Origin of the sequence: Aquimarina callyspongiae, assembly GCF_034322225.1 — a bacterium.
Taxonomy (GTDB): Bacteria; Bacteroidota; Bacteroidia; order Flavobacteriales; family Flavobacteriaceae; genus Aquimarina.
The window spans coordinates 658623-676196 of sequence record NZ_JAXLPA010000002.1; the positions used below are offsets into that span (position 1 = coordinate 658623).

Here is a 17574-nt window from a genome sequence, read left to right on the forward strand (position 1 = left end):
AGCATAAAACCTAATATAGCTCCAATAGGAACCAACCACATAATATTTAATTTCTTGAAACAGAAGATTATTTATGAGTGCTATAAAAAGCATTTTTAATTAGCTTCTATACAGAATGAATAATAATATCTTATGATAATAAGAACAGCTTTTTGAGGTTATAGGTTTAATACAAAGGTGGTTGGAATAGGATACCAAAAGAAATATAAAATAGGTTTCTTTTCGCGTCTTTTTTTATCCTTGATACGTCATGAATATATTTCTATTTGATTCTAAATTTGCAAAGCTTATTTAGATTAAATAAAAATAATATGCTCCTCGACACACAACCTAACTTAATAGTAGATCGTAAAATTGATCAATTCTTTGATGCTCAATCAAAATATTCATATCAAGAATATATTCAAAAAGCATTGGAATATGTGACTTCCTTTTTAGATAGAGATCATTTTTATAATGGTGAAACCGCAAATGATTTTAACTCAAAAAAACATCTTATTTCTGTTGATCCTTACAATACTTTATCCATAGATGAGGCATTACAAGAGATTAAAGAATTATATCTCGACCATACCATAGCGTTTCATCATCCTAATTATGTAGCCCACCTCAATTGCCCGGTGTTATTACCAGCTTTGGTAGGGGATTTAATAGCCTCTTCGGTTAATACAGCTGTAGAAACATGGGATCAAAGTACTTCAGCCACATTTATAGAACAAGAAATGATTAGATGGATCTGTTCAGAAATAGGATTACCTTCTATATCTGATGGAGTTTTTACTAGTGGCGGTACTCAATCTAATTTTATGGCATTATTAATGGCCAGAGATCATTATGCGTATAAAAATTATGGTATTAACCTTAAAGAAAATGGATGGTCTGATGTAGTTTCAAAATTTCGTTTTTTCTGTTCAGAGAAAGCACATTTTAGTATTAAAAAGAATGCAGCACTCTTAGGGATGGGATATGACTCTGTAATTTCTGTTGGAACAGATGATCGAATGAAAATGAAACCGGATGCTCTCGTACAGGCAATAGAAAAAGAAAAACAATCAGGAAATATTCCTATAGCTATCGTAGCAACTGCAGGAACAACAGATTTTGGTAGTTTTGATCCATTAGATACTATTGCCAAAATTGCAAATGAGTATGATATTTGGTTTCATGTAGATGGCGCTTATGGAGGTTGTTATGTTTTAACAGATACTCATAAAGATGTATTAAACGGAATTGAAAAAGCGGACTCCGTTACTGTTGATTTTCATAAAACATTATTTCAACCAGTATGCTCTAGTGCTTTTCTTGCCAAAGACACTGAGAATTTTAAGTACATTTCTTATTATGCTGATTATCTAAATCCTTTAGAACATAGAGATGAAGAATGTCCTAATCTCATAGAAAAATCCATACAAACGACTCGTAGATTTGACGCTTTAAAACTTTGGTTTACCTTAAAAATGACAGGCTCTAAAAACATCGGAATATTTTTAGAAAAAGTTCATTATCTGGCATTGGATGTATACCATAGCCTTAAAGAAGACTCTTATTTCGAAATCGCTCATAAACCAGAATTAAGCACACTGGTATTTAGATATATAGCTCCAGGAATAAGTTCAAATAAGATACTCGATACCATTAATCTTTACATAAAGAATACGCTTTTTAAGTCAGGACAGGCCTCTGTTGCCAGTACCAAAATCGATGGAGTTACCTATCTGAAATTCACATTACTGAATCCTAAAAGTACAATTGATGATTTGTTGAATATCGTTCAAATGATCAAAGATACCGGGAAAAGTTACAAAACCAATAATTAATCACATTATGATTACAAAACAAGAAAATATAGCTGACTTTGTGGCTATAGGAGTGGGGCCTATGAATTTAGGTCTGGCATGTCTAACAGAACCTATTGAAGGTTTAGAAGGTATCTTTTTAGACAAAAGTGATGGTTTTGATTGGCATCCTGGTATGATGCTTCAGGATACCACACTTCAAATTCCTTTTATGGCAGATCTAGTTACGCTTGCAGATCCTACCAATCCATTTAGTTTCTTAAATTATATAAAAGAACAAGGAAGGATATATTCTTTTTACATCAGAGAAAATTTCTTATTACTTAGAAAAGAGTATAACCAATATTGTCAATGGGCTATAAAAAAGTTATCTAATATCCACTTCCAAATAGAAGTAACTGAAATAGGGTATAGTGATGTAGAAGAGTGTTACGTTGTATTCTCAAAATGTGTTAAGACAAATGATCGCAAAGTATATAAAGCTAAGAAATTAGTTCTTGGCACAGGTACCCGACCTTATATACCAAGATGTTGTAAAAACTTAAAAGGAAAATCAATTCATTCTTCTCAATATCTGTCTCATAAAGAAGAACTGCAATCCAGGAAATCGATTACTGTGTTAGGTAGTGGACAGAGTGCGGCAGAGATTTTCTATGATCTTTTGCAAGATATTGATAACAAAGATTATCAATTAAATTGGATCACGCGTTCTCCCAGGTTTTTTCCTTTAGAATATGCCAAACTAACACTAGAGATGACTTCTCCAGAATATATAGATTATTTCTATAATCTTCCATCACATAAACGTGAGGAGTTAATCAAAAACCAAAAGCATTTGTATAAAGGGATTAATCAAGATTTAATAGGAGACATTTTTGATCTTATATATACAAAACAATTAACCAGTAAGGTAAATATAAATTTGAGAACGAATTCTGAACTTAAAAAAGCAGAATTTGATGAAGCATTAGATGCATTTTATCTTGAGATACATCAACATGAACAAGATAAATATTACAAACACCAGACAGAAGGATTAGTATTAGCAAGTGGATATAATTATCACCAACCAACCTTTATAGAAGGAATCAAGGATAGGATTCAATGGGACGAACAAGGAAGGTATGATGTACATCGTAACTATGCTATTGATCATAGAGCCAAAGATATCTTTGTACAAAATGCAGAACTGCATACACATGGTTTTGTTACTCCAGATCTTGGAATGGCTTGTTATCGTAACTCCTATATAATCAAAGAACTTACAGGAAAAGATCATTATCCAATAGAAAAACGCATTGCTTTTCAACAATTCGAGGTAACCGAAGAAGAAGAAATCACTATAGAAAACGACGTTTTAATTTAATAAAATCCTCAATACATCTTTAAGGTTCTAGAAGCTAAAAAACGATTATGAAAAATTTTCTGATCATCATGACATTGGTAGCTGTAGTAAGTGATTATCTCTTACATCCATTCTATCCTCAATTTTTTGAAGCCAGATTTGGAGTCACAGATCCAGAATGGGTGGGATATTATTTTGCTGCCATTTGTTTTATGGTAATGATTGCATTTCCCTTTTGGGCCTATGTTTCTAAAAAAGTAGCAGAACTTAACATATTAGTATATACACAATTCATAGCAGGAATCTTAGCATTATACTGCTATTGGACAACTTCCTACATCAATTTTTGGATCATATCATTAATGATGGTTCTATTTAAAGGAAGTTATCTTTTGGTTTATCCATATATCTTAAAAATCATTACAAAAAAAGAACATCCCAGTACAATAGGAGTACTCTCTGTTGTAGTTCATTTAGGAGGTGTTTTAGGGGCTGTGATAGGAGGGTTGACGGTAGATTTAATAGATGCCAGTTATATTTTTTTAATTATGGCTTTAGGAGATTTTATCCAAATGGGAATGAGTATGTTTTTACTTAAGAACAAAAAATATGATACCTCTAGAACTATAAATACTGAAGAAACAAAAGGAGCAAGTAAAAAGATAATTCCCAATAGGTTTATTGTCAAAATAGGATTAATAACTATGATCTTATACTTCAGTGATTTCTTAATAAGGCCCTTTTTTGCAAGGTATTGGGAAAGTATTTCAGTATATGATTCTAAACTTATTTCAGGAACAATATATGCTATTCCAGGGTTTGTAGCTTTAATAGCTTTATGGTTGAACACTAAAAGAAAAAGAAATGAAAATACATTTCAAGGCATTGTATCGGTATTGCTTTTTGGAGCTATAGGGTTATTATTACAAGGTGTTCCCATAGAGCCAATTGTTATTGCTGGAAGGATCATTTATGGTTGGGCTATTTTTCAAGGAGTTGTAAAATTTGATGTATTGCTATTCGAGTTAAGTACTCCAGAATCATACGCTATAGATTATAGCAAGGTTCATTTCTTTCAGAATTTGGGAGTATTAATATCTTCTTTTTCTGTAGGATTACTGGTAGAAAATCATGGCCTACAAATTCCGTTTATAATTGCTTTTTCTGGTTTCGCAATTACCTTAACAATCTATTATTTCGTTTTTAAAATGGATATAAAAACCACTTCTAAAAAATTAGCAAAAACGTAAGATTTTCTGAATGGAACACAAAACACAAAACATACAAAACAAATACCTCTTTGAAAAACTTTTTAAAGATTTTGGAACCATCAGTATACGTCAATTTAGATTATCTGAAGATAGTGATATACTACATCAATGGGTAAATATGGATTATGCTGTGTTTTGGGGAATGCAAGGATACACATTACCACAAGTACAGCAAGAATATGCAAAACTGATAACACCTGATCATTATGATATTTTTGTTGGTACATATCAGAATAAACCAGTCTTTGTATTAGAACGATATGACCCAAAACAAGATCCGATTGAAGCTTTATATAATTCTCAAAAAGGAGATGTTGGTGTTCATATAATTGTAGCACCACCTGGTATCAGGATTCCCAACTTTACGTGGTATCTTTTTACAACGATCATGGAATTTGTATTTCAGGATACTGATACTAATAGAATTTTAGTAGAACCTGATATTCGCAACAAAAAAATGTTTGCTCTATGTAATCGAATTGGTTTTCAGTTAGATAAAGTGATAGAGTTTCCTCATAAAACCGCTCAGTTAGCCTTTTTAACCCGAGAGCGATATGACCAATTTAAATCAATCCCACAATTCAATAAAAGAAGTGCTATGAATACATTAGATAATGCCGTTTCGCCCCAACAATCAATAGCTCATTTACAACCTGAAGTATGGGTAAAAGTAAATACCTTATTAGTAACAAAAGCTATATGCGAGTTTAGTCACGAGCTATTGATAAAACCATACGTTTTAGAGAACTTAAAAGATGGCTGGAATATGTATACTTTAAAAACTGATAATCCTAATATACAATATCAGTTTAATGCAAAACCATTAGCATTAAATCATTTATGGATTGATTCAGACTCAATTAAAAAGTACATAAACAGCGAATCTGTGGTTCTGGATGCTGTATTATTTATAAAAGAATTTAAAAAGCAGCTAGGGATAAAAGATAGTCAGATGCCTGTATATCTTGAAGAAATTGTTAGTACGCTATATGGTAGTGCTTTTAAATTTTTAAAAGGAAATCCAACAGCGCAAGAATTGGTAGATGCAGATTTTCAAACAATAGAGCAATCTATGACCGAAGGACATCCTGGTTTTGTTGCTAATAACGGCCGTATTGGTTTTGATAGCAGTGATTACAGATCTTATGCGCCAGAAGCGGGAAACTCTTTTTCTCTATTATGGCTGGCTGGACATAAGAGTAAAGCTGTATACGCAGCTACTACCAAATTACCGTATGATATCTTAATAGAACAAGAACTGGATAGAGAAACCATAAATTCTTTTAATACAACTATAAAAAATAGAGGGTATGATCCCGAAGGTTACTTTTTTATACCAATGCACCCATGGCAATGGTTTAATAAGTTGGCTAATATATTCTCACCAGAAATTGCTACAGGAAATCTTATATGTTTGGGATATGGACCAGATCAATATTTAGCACAACAATCGATACGTACACTTTTTAATATAACTAATCCAGATAAATTTTATACCAAAACAGCTTTATCCATACTTAATATGGGGTTTATGAGAGGATTACCTCTTTATTATTTAGGAACTGCTCCAAAGATGGCAGTATGGTTGGAAGAACTATTATACAATGATTCATACATACAAGAAACTGGATTTAGAATGTTGAGCGAAATAGCCTCAGTAAGTTATGTTAATCCATATTTTGAGGAGTTCGGACCTCACAATGACTATAATAAAATGTTAGCTTCACTATGGAGAGAAAGCCCGATACCTAATATGAAGGAAAAGGAACAAGCTATGACGATGGCAGCATTTCTTCATATAGATCACCATGGTGAAGCATTGTTACCTAAAATTATTGATAAATCTGGATTAATAATAGAAGATTGGTTGCATCTCTATCTGAAAGCTTATCTGTGTCCACTATTACATTGCTTTTATCATTATGATCTGGTATTTATGCCACATGGCGAAAATATAATTATGGTTCTGGAAGATCATATTCCTGTAAAAGCATTTTTAAAAGATATTACTGAAGAAGCTTGTATTTTAAGCCCAGATGTAGAGCTTCCAGATCATTTAAAAAGAATGTATGCTCCAGTTCCAGAGGATGTTAAGCTGTTATCAGTGTTTACAGATATTTTTGATGGATTCTTTAGATATATGTCTCATATTCTGTATGCTCATGCCGATTTTCCGGAATCCAGATTTTGGGAAGTAGTAGCTTCTACCATACAAGAATATCAAGATCGATATCCCGAAAAAGAGGCAAAATTCAAACAATATGATCTTTTCGCTTCTGATTTTCATTTGTCTTGCTTAAACAGGCTTCAACTTAATAATCATAAACAAATGATTGACCTGGATGATCCTGTAGCATTACTGCAGTTTGCTGGAAAATTAGAAAATCCAATCGCCGCTTATAGAAAAAAAAGTATTCAAACGGTTTCCTGAAACACAAATACAACGATGAATAAAACTATCGAAATATCATCTATTGTTTTCTCAAGAACTATCGAAGATTTTGGAACAATTCATTTACGACCTCTTGATCTGAATACAGATACCCCATTGCTTCATAATTGGGTCTCCAAGCCTTATGCTTCTTACTGGGGGATGAATGATAAAACTATAGAAGAGGTGCATTCAGAATATGAAGAGCTTACATCTTTACCCTATTATGAGGTATTTATCGGAGTGTATGAGAACGAGCCTATGTTTCTAATGGAAAAGTATAAAGCTTCAGAAGATCGTATTTCTGAATATTATCAGGTAAAAGATAAAGACTACGGAATGCATATTCTGGTGGCACCTCCTAAACTAAAAATTAAAAGCTTTACCTGGAATGTATTTAGTACAATTCTTGAATATTTTTTCTGCCAACCTAATATTAATAGGGTAGTGGTTGAACCTGATATCAGGAACGAGAAGATACATATCCTTAATAAAAAAGCAGGATTTCAATATCTAAAAGAAATTGATTTACCAGAGAAAAAAGCAGCACTGGCTTTCTGCGAGCATAAAGATTATGTCAAAGCTAAAAGATTGTTACAGACAACAACATCACTTATGACCAATACAAAAATAAATTACCAATCCAAGTCTACCATAACTCATCTTCATCCAGAAACTTGGAAAAAAGTAAATATAGCTTTAGTGCGAAAAGCAATAAGCGAGTTTTCACATGAATTGGTTTTACAACCGCAAAAAATTAATGAAAATGAAGAAGGAACTCTGTATGCCTTGGTTTCTGATATCCCTGAAATCAGATATGAATTTATGGCTCAGAAAAGATCATTAGATCATTGGGATATCGATGAGAAAACTATAATCAAAAAACAAAATGGTGGTGTTAATCAGATAGATGCTCTAAAATTCATAGTAGAATTTAGACTTACGCTAGGAATACCGGAGCATCTACTCTCTGTATATTTAGAAGAAATATCGAGTACATTAGCTGGAGCTGCTTATAAAAACCTTCACCAGGAATTCTCTTCTAAAGAGTTGGTTAATTGTTCATTTCAGATTATTGAACATGCTATGTCTGAAGGACATCCTTGTTTTGTAGCTAATAATGGTAGAATCGGTTTTGATAGCGAGGATTATATAAAATATGCACCAGAAACTAATCAACCTTTTAAATTGTTTTGGCTAGCAGGACATAAGAGTAAAACCACTTATACAGCAGTTAAAAAACACCAATATAAATCCTTAATGCGTAAGGAACTTGGAGTTCAAGCTATAGCAAATTTTAATACTAAGTTAGAATCCCTGGGATTGGATATAGGATCATACATTTTTATTCCTGTACATCCCTGGCAATGGAAAAATAAAATTCTTCAAGTATTTGCAGCTGATATCGCCAATCAAAACCTTGTTTTTCTAGGAGAAAGTGAAGATTTCTATTCTGCACAACAATCTATTCGGACTTTGTATAATGCTTCTCATCCTGAAAAAATGTATACAAAAACAGCACTTTCTATTTTAAATATGGGCTTTATGAGAGGACTTTCTCCTAACTATATGAAAAGTACACCTCATATTACATCCTGGATTACTCAATTATTGGACAAGGATGAATATCTAAAAGAAATAGAGTTTACAATGCTAGGAGAAGTAGCTACAGTAGGTTTTCAAAATACATATTATGAAGTATTAGGTAAAACCAATCCACATAACAAAATGTTGTCAGCTTTGTGGAGAGAAAACCCACATAGTAAAATTAAAGAACATCAGCAGTTGATGACAATGGCAGCATTTTTACACGTGGATAAAGAAGGAAACTCTCTTTTAGCAGAACTAATTAAACAATCGCCTTATAGTACTGTTATTTGGATGCGTAGATATTTGAATGCTTACCTAAGTCCGCTATTACATTGCTTTTATAAATATGAACTTGTTTTTATGCCACATGGCGAGAACATTATCATGGTTATGGATAATCATGCACCGGTAAAGGTTCTTATGAAAGATATAACAGAAGAAGTCATAGTTTTTAGTTCAGAATTAGATTTACCAGAAAAGGTACAGAGGCTTTATACAGAGACTTCTGATACTATGAAAATTTTGTCCTTGTTTACAGATGTATTTGATTGCTTTTTCAGGTTTATGGCTCCCATTTTGGAAAAGGAGTTAAAATTCTCTGAAAATCAATTTTGGCAACTTGTAGCAGAATGCATCTATTTCTATCAAGCACAATATCCAGAACTACAATCAAAATTTGACAGATATAATCTCTTTGTACCAGAATTTGATCGATGTTGCTTAAATCGTTTGCAATTAAGAAATACTACGCAAATGCTAAATCTGGGGGATCCAATTGAAAGCTTAATTATAGAAGGAACCTTAAAAAACCCAATTGCTGGATTTAAAAAAGAAACAGAGTATATAAAACGTGAAGAGGTACATAATCTATAGATAATATGAGTCTTCAAGAATTAAATACAGAAAACTTAATCAATGAGAATGAATTGGATTTACATCCAATTAGTCAATGTATTAGAAATAGAAAAAGCACTTATGCTTATTCTTTCATAAAGAAAAAAATTCCAAAAACAACCATTGAAGAAATTATAACCAATGCATTATGGGCACCGACTCATAAAATGACACAACCATGGAGATTTGAGATCTTGGAAGGTAATCACAGGCAAGATTTAGGAACTTATATGTTGAATTTTTATAAACAGAAATTAAGTAAAGAACGGTTTCCTGAGTCAAGGTATTCTGAAACATTAGAGTATCCTAAAAATGCAACATTGGTGGCTATCGTATTTCAACGTAATAAACGTGCTCAAATACCCGAATGGGAAGAAATTGCAGCAATCTCCTGCGCTGTACAAAATATGTGGCTCAGTTGTACAGCTATGGAGATTGGATGCTATTGGGATACAGGAGAGGCAACGATACAATATTGTACAGAGAACTTAACATTAAAAGACAACGAAAAAAGTTTAGGGATTTTTTATATGGGGATTCCTGATATCAAGGATAAAGATCAAAATAGAAAACGAAAACCCTTAGAGAAAAAATTATTCTGGAATATAAAAAAGTAAAACCAACAATATCTTAAAACCAAAATAAAAATGAATGAGGCAATTTTAGAATTGTTAGATAAGTTTCAGAGTATTTCAGGAATACTAGTAATATCACTTATAGTTATAGAATGGGTGATTCTTCTTTTCACAAAGAAGATAGAAAGTAACAAAGAAGGGTTCGTTAATCTTATTTCTTACGCTATAGAAGCCATACCCTATGTGCTTTTTGGTAAAATTGTGATTTTAGGAACAATGATGTGGGTATACGAATACAGGGTATTCACATTGGGGTATGAATGGTATATCTGGATTTTAGCATATGTACTATATGATTTCATGTTTTATTTAATGCATTTTATTGGTCATAAAGTTCGTTTCTTTTGGTGTATCCATGGAGTACACCATACTGCAAAAGAAATGAAAACAACAGTGGCAGTTAGAGGGTCATTTCTGATTTTTATACATATGCCACATACTATACTCTGGCTTCCGTTTTTGGGATTTGATCCGTTTATGATTTTGATTATAGAACTCATCGCCAATTTATATGGATTGTATGAGCATACAAGTGAAAAACTTATTGGAAGGCAGGTGTGGCTCGAAAAGATTTTTATAACACCTTCTCTACATCGCGTACATCACGCTAAGAATTTTAAATACCTGGACACCAATTATGGAGAAACATTTTCTTTCTGGGATCGGATTTTTGGCACCATGCAGGTAGAACTGGAAAATGAAAAACCTGAATTTGGATTGATGGGAGATAGTATTAATGGAGAAAATTTATATCAAACACAAATTGTGCTTTGGAAAGAACTCTGGAGTGATATGAAATCCGCGCCAAAATGGTCTGATAAACTTAAATATTTAATCATGCCTCCTGGTTGGAATCATATCGATGGAGGTAAAAAAGCCGATGATTACAGGGCAGAGGCCTGGTTAATAGATAAAAGGATAACAAAATAAAAAAGATTAAAAGTAAAAATGAAAGATACTAAACGAATTTTAGCAATAGATTTAGCAAGAGGAGTGAGTGTACTGATGGTGGTCATAGTACATACGCTTTGGATCTATGGAGATATATCTACACAATCCGATACCTGGTTAGGAGAGGTAATTCACTTTATAGGAAAAGGAACCCCAATGTTTTTAATAGCCATGGGAGTATCCTTTATATTATCTAGAAATCAAAGCGTTTTTCTTTCTATTAAAAGAGCATTTTATATACTCGCAATGGGGTATTTGATGAATTTTTTAAAATTCGTTTTTCCCATATTGATCGGTACTGTTCCAGATAATTTTATTCAAGCTTATGGTTGGACATCTCCTGCTACTATAGACAATATGATCTACTTGCTCAGTACAGGTGATATTCTTCAATTAGCGGGTATGTCTCTTTTGTTTATGGGGATTATTAACCGATTTTCAAAAAATAAATATGTACCCCTAGTACTTGCTTTAAGTATAGCTGTAGTAACCAGGGAGGTACACGGTCTTCAAATTGGAGTTCCTGGCATTGATTATGTGTTGGATCTTTTATGGGGAGCCGAGTGGAATGTTTATTTCGCTGTATTTCCCTGGTTCTCTTTTATCCTTATCGGAATGTTCTTTGGGATGTGGTATAAAGAGAGAAATAAAAGTAATAACTACCTGTTTAGCAGAATGGGTATCGCCGGAATCCTTTTAATGCTAATAGGAGGCGGACTGTGTTATTATAATTTTGAATATCATTTCGGAGATTATTTTCATCTTGGACCTGGTGGTACTCTATACCTGGCAGGATTCAATCTGGTAATTTTATGGTTTGCAAATATATTGGTAACCAGAGTAAAAGAAAACCGAGTTTTTACATTCTTGTATTACTGCAGTAAAAGAGTAACTACTATATATGTAATCCAATGGGTATTGATTTGTTGGGGTATGGGCGCTTTGGGATATCAACAATTTGGAATAACAGGAGTGCTGCTACTAATTCCTTTTTACATTCTACTCACATTAGGAGTTCAAAAATTCTTGTTAGACAAACTGCTCTTTTCGCAAAAATCTAAAAAAGGTATTACTGATGTCCCTAAAAAACAAATAGCCGTACAAAAAACATAATACTCATGAGACAATTTGATTGTGCTTCAGTAGAATATTTCAGAAAAGAAGAGCTTTTACTCTGGAAAATAAAAGATACAGGAATGCCTAATTTTTGTTTAAGAGGGCTTCAGGAATTTAGAGATTTTTGTGATTGGATAAAAGAATATTTTTCACATCCAGACAGGCCTTTAAAGTTCATTGTTTCAGGATCTGAACATAAAGGAATCTATAATATGGGTGGAGATTTGCCATTTTTCTTAGATTGTATCAAATCAAAGGATATTAATAGATTAAGAACATATGCTCATTTATGCATTGATGCAATTTATAGTATCTATGGCTCTTTTGGACTACCTGTTATTACCATAGCCTTGGTTGAAGGTAATGCTTATGGAGGTGGTTTTGAATGTGCGTTAGCACATGATTTTATCATTGCAGAAGAAAGTGCACAATTTGGTTTACCAGAAAATAAATTCAATCTGTTTCCTGGAATGGGAGCGCATAGCTTATTATCTAGAAAAACAAACCAAGCTGATGCAGATATGTTAATCAGAAGTGGTAAAACGCAAAAAGCGAGGTATTTAGAATCATTAGGTTTGGTAGAAAAGGTGAGTGAAAAAGATAGAGCTATGTTGATGTTACACCAATTTGTTTATAAAACTATAGAACAATTTAATTTTGAGTATCATCACATACAATGCAAAAAAATGATTAACCCTTTGTTAAAGAACGAACTATTAGAGATTACTGATCTATGGGTTGATGCTTGTATGAAAATCAAATCCTTTGATCTTCGTAAAATGGAAATCCTGGCTAAGGCGCAATACAGGAAGGTTAAAGTTACACCGTAGTAATTATTTGTGTTATTTTTTTATAAGGAATGTCAATTTTAAGATTTTCTGATAGCTTTAGCCTTATTTCCTTTTGTTAAAATAAAATTAATTATTGAATGAAGTTATATACTAAAGAATAAAGTAGTACTGAAAATAGTACTACTTTATTCTTTTTGTAATCCATCCACCATAGATAGACATTTGATAAAAACGATTAGTAGCTTCAAACCCCGCTTGTATTAATAATTGTGATAGTCGTTCTTCTGTGATATGATATAATTGATTGGCAATCCTATCTAACCGTTGTTCCATTTCATCTTTAGGAATAGAATCTGGAAGTACAGAAGTTAATAAATGTGAATTCTTTATTATATCTTCTTTACTCCCAAAAATATCAATTATAACTAGTGAGGCGTTTATTTCTATACGTAGAGCAATATCCTTAAGAAGTTGTAGCTTACTACCATCATCCGGTATAAAATGTAATACTAATAATAAAGTAGCTGCATTATAAGCTTCAGTTTTTGGTAATTGTTCAATTCGAGCTTCAATCAATTGAATATTACTTAACGAAAGTAATTTCTTTTTAGCAATAGAAATCATTTCTGGAGAAGGATCAATTCCAGTAATTGACCAATCATTTTTTGAATTGGCTAAAGCAAGCATTTCATTGCCAGTACCACAACCTACAACCAAAATACTTTTTGGGTTTGTAACATTCAGTAAATTAGGCAATATTCTGATAACGTAATCATAGTTAGGAATCCAACGTTGTATAAAATTATCATAATTACTGGCGCGTTCTCCTTCAAAAATAGCTATACTTTTTTCCATATTTTTTACTTTAAAATCATCTTATAAGTTCTTGAATTGTAGTATTTGGGGCTAAGTGAGTTTTGCTTCTTTAACCATAGTATAATAGGGTTTTAGCTCTGATTTTACCTGGATGATCCACTTTTCTAATCGCTCGTCAGTTAGTTGAGATTCATTATCGTGGTCGATTGCGAGTCCATAAAAATATCCTTCCTTATCGGCAATCATTGCTACAGAATCTGTGAATCTATATCCTTTATATGGCCAATGACCAATGATGGTTCCTCCATTTTCGAGAATAACTTTTGCCAAAATACCGATACCATCTACAAAGTATTCTCCGTATCCGATTTGATCTCCTAATCCATATATGGCCACTACTTTATTAGTAAAATCAATTTCTTTAAAGTCATCAAAGAATGCCTCCCAATCACTTTGCAAATCTCCATCATACCAGGTTGATAAACCAAACAGAAATATTTCATAATCATCAAATTTTTCTATTGTAACATCTGATATTTCACAAACATCTAATTCTTCTGAACCCCAAATAGAAACAACATCTTTGGTAATATCGTCAGTACATCCCGTATCTGATCCGTAAAAAAGTGCAATTTTTTTCATAACAATATGTAAAAGTATTTTTATGTAAAAATACATTATTTTTAATTATTCTAAATAAGAATAATGTAGTAAATTTGACCAATGAAATCCTCTTTATGTATATATTAAATCCACTATATAGTAATAGTATAGGAACAGCTTTTACCCTTGAAGATGTAGATGGCCAAATAAATCCAAAAGTTCAATTGTGTATAGGAGATATTGCAATTCTTATGGATAATCAAGAAATAAAAACATTACTAACCGTTATTCAATCCGTTCAAAAAGGCTGTAATTGTGAAAATTGTGATTGTGAGAAGTCATCAAAAACAATTAAGTGTAAAACCCCGGATGTTGAACTAAAACTTAATTTTACTCCAGATAAATTAAAGGCTCTTGAAGAGTTTGTATTGGGCGTTTTATTTCATAATGATTATTCTAATTTATTATCCGTTAATGACATTGGTCCAAACAACCCGTTTTAGAGTAAATAAAAACGGGTTGAATCAAATGTACTAAGGGTAGGGTAGTGGTTAATTTGTATTAGGAGTAAATATCTTTAATAAAAGTTATGATTTACAATATACTTTTTACGACTTCTTTTTTGGCTTCTTTTTTAGTACCATCAAATCCTTCAACACCGCCAACGGTAGTATATTTCATTACATATTTCTTATCCGGAAATATACGTTGATAAGCACTTTGACACATAATTGCAGCTTCGTGAAACCCAGAAAGGATAAGTTTTAGCTTTCCTTTGTATGTGTTAACATCTCCGATTGCATAAATACCTTCTATATTTGTCTGGTAATCATAAGAATTATCAACTTTAATAGCATTTTTTTCAATTTCTAACCCCCAATTGGCAATAGGCCCTAATTTAGGTGATAAACCAAATAACGGGATAAAGTAATCAGTTTTAATTTTTATATTTCCTTTGGTTTTGTGTTGAACAGTAATACTTTTAAGAGTGTCGCTACCATCTAATTCTTTAACTTCTGCTTCTGTAATAAGGTTTACTTTACCTTCTTTTGTAAGTTCAGCAACTTTTTCTACAGAATCCAAAGCACCTCTAAATTCGTTTCTACGATGTACCAGAGTTACTTGACTAGCTACATCCGCCAGAAAAATAGTCCAATCCAGAGCAGAATCACCACCTCCAGCAACGACAACGTTTTTATCTCTATATATTTCTGGATCACGAATTATATATGCGACTCCTTTTTCTTCAAAATTAGCAATGTTTGGAATGGGTGGCTTACGAGGTTCAAAACACCCCAAACCACCAGCTATGGCGATAACAGGAGCATTATGTTGAGTTCCTTTATCTGTTGTTACCAAAAAAGTGTTATCTTCTAACTTTTCAATAGTTTCTGCTCGTTCTCCTAAGGTGAAACCGGGATTAAAAGGTTTAATTTGTTCCATAAGGTTTTTTACTAAATCGCCAGCAAGAATCTCAGGAAAACCAGGAATATCATAGATAGGTTTTTTTGGATAAATCTCAGAACATTGACCACCCGGCTGTGGAAGAAAATCTATGAGATGTGTGCGTAATTTTAATAAGCCTGCTTCAAAAACAGTAAATAATCCCGTAGGACCAGCTCCAATAATTAGGATATCGGTTTTTATCATAATCTATAAATATATGTATCAATTACTTTGGATAAAATAATATTAAACAAAAGTAAATTATTATTTTTATTTAATCTAAATAAATTATTACTTTAGTGTTCAAGTAAAATAACTAAGTGCTATTGACTTATTTAGAATAGTAATCAGTTATAGTATTTATCTTGACAAGTATTAAACTCCATTTTAATAATAAAAGAATCTTAAATTTTATATGTGTCATCAAATAAAACTTTTAAATCAAACTAAAAACGGAAGCATTCTTCATTGTGATTCTTGTAAATTATATCATTTGATTTTTGGTCATTTTCACCTTGAATTTAGTAGATCAGAACTTAAAAACTTCATGTTATTTCTTAAAAACATTAATGTACCATATTGGGAGTATCGTTATCAAAGTAAACTTATTAAACGTAAAATCCCCATTCCTACTTTACAAAAAAATCTTTCTTTGGTACTTAATCAAAAAGAATTGGATGAGATTAAAAACCTTCTTTTTGGTATTTCTAACCTAAAAAATATCAACTATGTAAATTCAGAGGATATTGATTATGACTTCATTTCTAATTAAATTAAGTGATGTTTTTTTCATTATTGTTTCTATATTTTTTGGGTGTTATACCTTCAATTTTCTTAAAAGCAGCCGTAAAATGTGTTGAATTCTTATAGCCAACTAGTTCTGATATTTCATAAATAGGCTTATTACTATGGTGCAGCAATTGCTTGGCTTTATTCATCCGTAAATCGGTTGCATATTCAAAAATTGTTTTTCCGAATACTCTTTTAAACTCTTTTTTTAGCATAAAATCATTTAAGCCAAGTTGTCTTGATAATTGTTGGATAGAATATTGTACAGAGAGATCCGAAGAAATTAGATGTTGAGCCTGGTATAATTTTTTTATAAAGTTATCTGCAGAACCACCCATTATTGGTTTATGAGTGGATTGATCATCTAATTGTAGTGTTATCAATTCTAATGTCTTAGACTCAAGAAATAAACGTTTTAATAAACCTTTGCGTTTATCCGATAATATCTCAGTAAGTATATCCTGAGTTTTTACACATAATGGATGTAAAAAGTCTTTCTGTAAATTAAATATAGAATAACGATTAAAGATATCATATTCGTTATTAAGTTGATGTCTTTTTATAAAATCCTTACTCATACGGATTTTAATTTCTTTAAGACGTTTGCGTTTATGATAGGATATGGACCCTTGAATATCGGATAAATATACAAGATAGCATTCTTGACTTTCACATACCAAATCTTCTGATATTCCTTCAATTTTAATTATTTGCTCTCCTTCTATTAAAAAAGAAAGCTCAAGAAAGTTTTTGGATAGGTGACCAGCTACATGAAGATCTTGTTCAAGAATAACGTCAAAAATACTTATATATAAACCTTCGAAGCGATGAAATTGGAAAGAACCAATACCAAACTCTTCAAAAAATCTAAATTTTTTAGAAAGAATCCCACATTGTTCTTGTTTTGTAACTAGTTCTGAAATTGTATATAAGGTACATTGTTCTTCTGTATTTTCTGTTTGTATTACAAGAGACGTTTTTTTGCGTCTTTTTTTATCCATAATGCGTCATTTTTTCTCTTTCCCTAGACACTAATTTTGCATTAAATTTATTTAGACCAAATATAAATAATATTATAAATGTCTAACTAAATATTTCAA

15 protein-coding genes are annotated in these 17574 nt (G+C 31.9%); 11 read left to right on the top strand and 4 right to left on the bottom strand.

The annotated features are described in order from the left end of the window. Positions 1-311: 311 nt before the first annotated feature. The 9 genes from U0D62_RS09960 to U0D62_RS10000 are packed head-to-tail and all read left to right on the top strand — an operon-like array spanning position 312 to position 12859. Complete coding sequence (locus U0D62_RS09960; RefSeq protein WP_322287127.1) at positions 312-1817, top strand: pyridoxal phosphate-dependent decarboxylase family protein; 1506 nt, start codon at positions 312-314, stop codon at positions 1815-1817. Positions 1818-1824: 7 nt separating this feature from the next. After that, positions 1825-3162, top strand: coding sequence for a lysine N(6)-hydroxylase/L-ornithine N(5)-oxygenase family protein (locus tag U0D62_RS09965; RefSeq protein ID WP_322287128.1), 1338 nt, complete (start codon positions 1825-1827; stop codon positions 3160-3162). 47 nt (positions 3163-3209) lie between these two features. Continuing rightward, positions 3210-4391, top strand: coding sequence for an MFS transporter (locus U0D62_RS09970; protein WP_322287129.1), 1182 nt, complete (start codon positions 3210-3212; stop codon positions 4389-4391). Positions 4392-4401: 10 nt separating this feature from the next. Next, positions 4402-6843 (top strand): GNAT family N-acetyltransferase, encoded by a 2442-nt coding sequence (locus U0D62_RS09975; protein WP_322287130.1) that lies wholly within the window; start codon positions 4402-4404, stop codon positions 6841-6843. A gap of 15 nt (positions 6844-6858) precedes the next feature. Then, positions 6859-9306 carry a GNAT family N-acetyltransferase gene (locus U0D62_RS09980; protein ID WP_322287131.1) on the top strand — a complete coding sequence of 816 codons (2448 nt, stop codon included), beginning with the start codon at positions 6859-6861 and terminating at the stop codon, positions 9304-9306. Between the two features lie 5 nt (positions 9307-9311). Continuing rightward, the gene (locus U0D62_RS09985; RefSeq protein ID WP_322287132.1) at positions 9312-9944 is read left to right on the top strand and encodes a nitroreductase family protein; all 633 of its coding nucleotides are present in this window, start codon (positions 9312-9314) and stop codon (positions 9942-9944) included. A gap of 30 nt (positions 9945-9974) precedes the next feature. Continuing rightward, entirely contained in the window at positions 9975-10892 is a 918-nt protein-coding gene (locus tag U0D62_RS09990) for a sterol desaturase family protein (protein WP_322287133.1), read from the top strand. An 18-nt stretch (positions 10893-10910) separates the two neighbouring features. After that, positions 10911-12026: a heparan-alpha-glucosaminide N-acetyltransferase domain-containing protein gene (locus U0D62_RS09995; RefSeq protein WP_322287134.1), complete on the top strand. Its 1116-nt coding sequence runs from the start codon at positions 10911-10913 to the stop codon at positions 12024-12026. Positions 12027-12031: 5 nt separating this feature from the next. Next, on the top strand, positions 12032-12859 hold the full coding sequence (locus U0D62_RS10000) for a crotonase/enoyl-CoA hydratase family protein (RefSeq protein WP_322287135.1): 828 nt from the start codon (positions 12032-12034) through the stop codon (positions 12857-12859). A 141-nt stretch (positions 12860-13000) separates the two neighbouring features. Here the strand turns inward: U0D62_RS10000 and U0D62_RS10005 are convergent, their stop codons facing one another. Together U0D62_RS10005 and U0D62_RS10010 are read right to left on the bottom strand one after the other, a co-directional pair. Then, the gene (locus tag U0D62_RS10005; protein WP_322287136.1) at positions 13001-13675 is read right to left on the bottom strand and encodes a class I SAM-dependent methyltransferase; all 675 of its coding nucleotides are present in this window, start codon (positions 13673-13675) and stop codon (positions 13001-13003) included. Between the two features lie 51 nt (positions 13676-13726). Beyond that, positions 13727-14278 (bottom strand): flavodoxin, encoded by a 552-nt coding sequence (locus U0D62_RS10010; protein WP_322287137.1) that lies wholly within the window; start codon positions 14276-14278, stop codon positions 13727-13729. A gap of 74 nt (positions 14279-14352) precedes the next feature. On the opposite strand from U0D62_RS10010, the gene U0D62_RS10015 reads away from it, so the two are divergent. After that, positions 14353-14742, top strand: coding sequence for a hypothetical protein (locus U0D62_RS10015; RefSeq protein WP_322287138.1), 390 nt, complete (start codon positions 14353-14355; stop codon positions 14740-14742). Positions 14743-14833: 91 nt separating this feature from the next. Here the strand turns inward: U0D62_RS10015 and U0D62_RS10020 are convergent, their stop codons facing one another. Beyond that, on the bottom strand, positions 14834-15889 hold the full coding sequence (locus U0D62_RS10020) for an NAD(P)/FAD-dependent oxidoreductase (protein ID WP_322287139.1): 1056 nt from the start codon (positions 15887-15889) through the stop codon (positions 14834-14836). A 211-nt stretch (positions 15890-16100) separates the two neighbouring features. Between U0D62_RS10020 and U0D62_RS10025 the strand changes: the two genes are divergently transcribed. After that, positions 16101-16457 carry a DUF6686 family protein gene (locus U0D62_RS10025; protein WP_322287140.1) on the top strand — a complete coding sequence of 119 codons (357 nt, stop codon included), beginning with the start codon at positions 16101-16103 and terminating at the stop codon, positions 16455-16457. 1 nt (position 16458) lies between these two features. Here U0D62_RS10025 and U0D62_RS10030 read toward each other — a convergent pair whose 3' ends face one another. Next, on the bottom strand, positions 16459-17475 hold the full coding sequence (locus U0D62_RS10030; protein ID WP_322287141.1) for a helix-turn-helix transcriptional regulator: 1017 nt from the start codon (positions 17473-17475) through the stop codon (positions 16459-16461). Positions 17476-17574: the final 99 nt, after the last annotated feature.

Coding starts and splice junctions, on each gene's coding strand:
- U0D62_RS09995 (WP_322287134.1), top strand. CDS start 10,911: ATGAAAGATACTAAACGAATTTTAGCAATAGATTTAGCAAGAGGAGTG.
- U0D62_RS09985 (WP_322287132.1), top strand. CDS start 9,312: ATGAGTCTTCAAGAATTAAATACAGAAAACTTAATCAATGAGAATGAA.
- U0D62_RS09965 (WP_322287128.1), top strand. CDS start 1,825: ATGATTACAAAACAAGAAAATATAGCTGACTTTGTGGCTATAGGAGTG.
- U0D62_RS09975 (WP_322287130.1), top strand. CDS start 4,402: ATGGAACACAAAACACAAAACATACAAAACAAATACCTCTTTGAAAAA.
- U0D62_RS10005 (WP_322287136.1), bottom strand. CDS start 13,675: ATGGAAAAAAGTATAGCTATTTTTGAAGGAGAACGCGCCAGTAATTAT.
- U0D62_RS09970 (WP_322287129.1), top strand. CDS start 3,210: ATGAAAAATTTTCTGATCATCATGACATTGGTAGCTGTAGTAAGTGAT.
- U0D62_RS09980 (WP_322287131.1), top strand. CDS start 6,859: ATGAATAAAACTATCGAAATATCATCTATTGTTTTCTCAAGAACTATC.
- U0D62_RS10025 (WP_322287140.1), top strand. CDS start 16,101: ATGTGTCATCAAATAAAACTTTTAAATCAAACTAAAAACGGAAGCATT.
- U0D62_RS09990 (WP_322287133.1), top strand. CDS start 9,975: ATGAATGAGGCAATTTTAGAATTGTTAGATAAGTTTCAGAGTATTTCA.
- U0D62_RS10030 (WP_322287141.1), bottom strand. CDS start 17,475: ATGGATAAAAAAAGACGCAAAAAAACGTCTCTTGTAATACAAACAGAA.
- U0D62_RS09960 (WP_322287127.1), top strand. CDS start 312: ATGCTCCTCGACACACAACCTAACTTAATAGTAGATCGTAAAATTGAT.
- U0D62_RS10000 (WP_322287135.1), top strand. CDS start 12,032: ATGAGACAATTTGATTGTGCTTCAGTAGAATATTTCAGAAAAGAAGAG.
- U0D62_RS10020 (WP_322287139.1), bottom strand. CDS start 15,889: ATGATAAAAACCGATATCCTAATTATTGGAGCTGGTCCTACGGGATTA.
- U0D62_RS10010 (WP_322287137.1), bottom strand. CDS start 14,278: ATGAAAAAAATTGCACTTTTTTACGGATCAGATACGGGATGTACTGAC.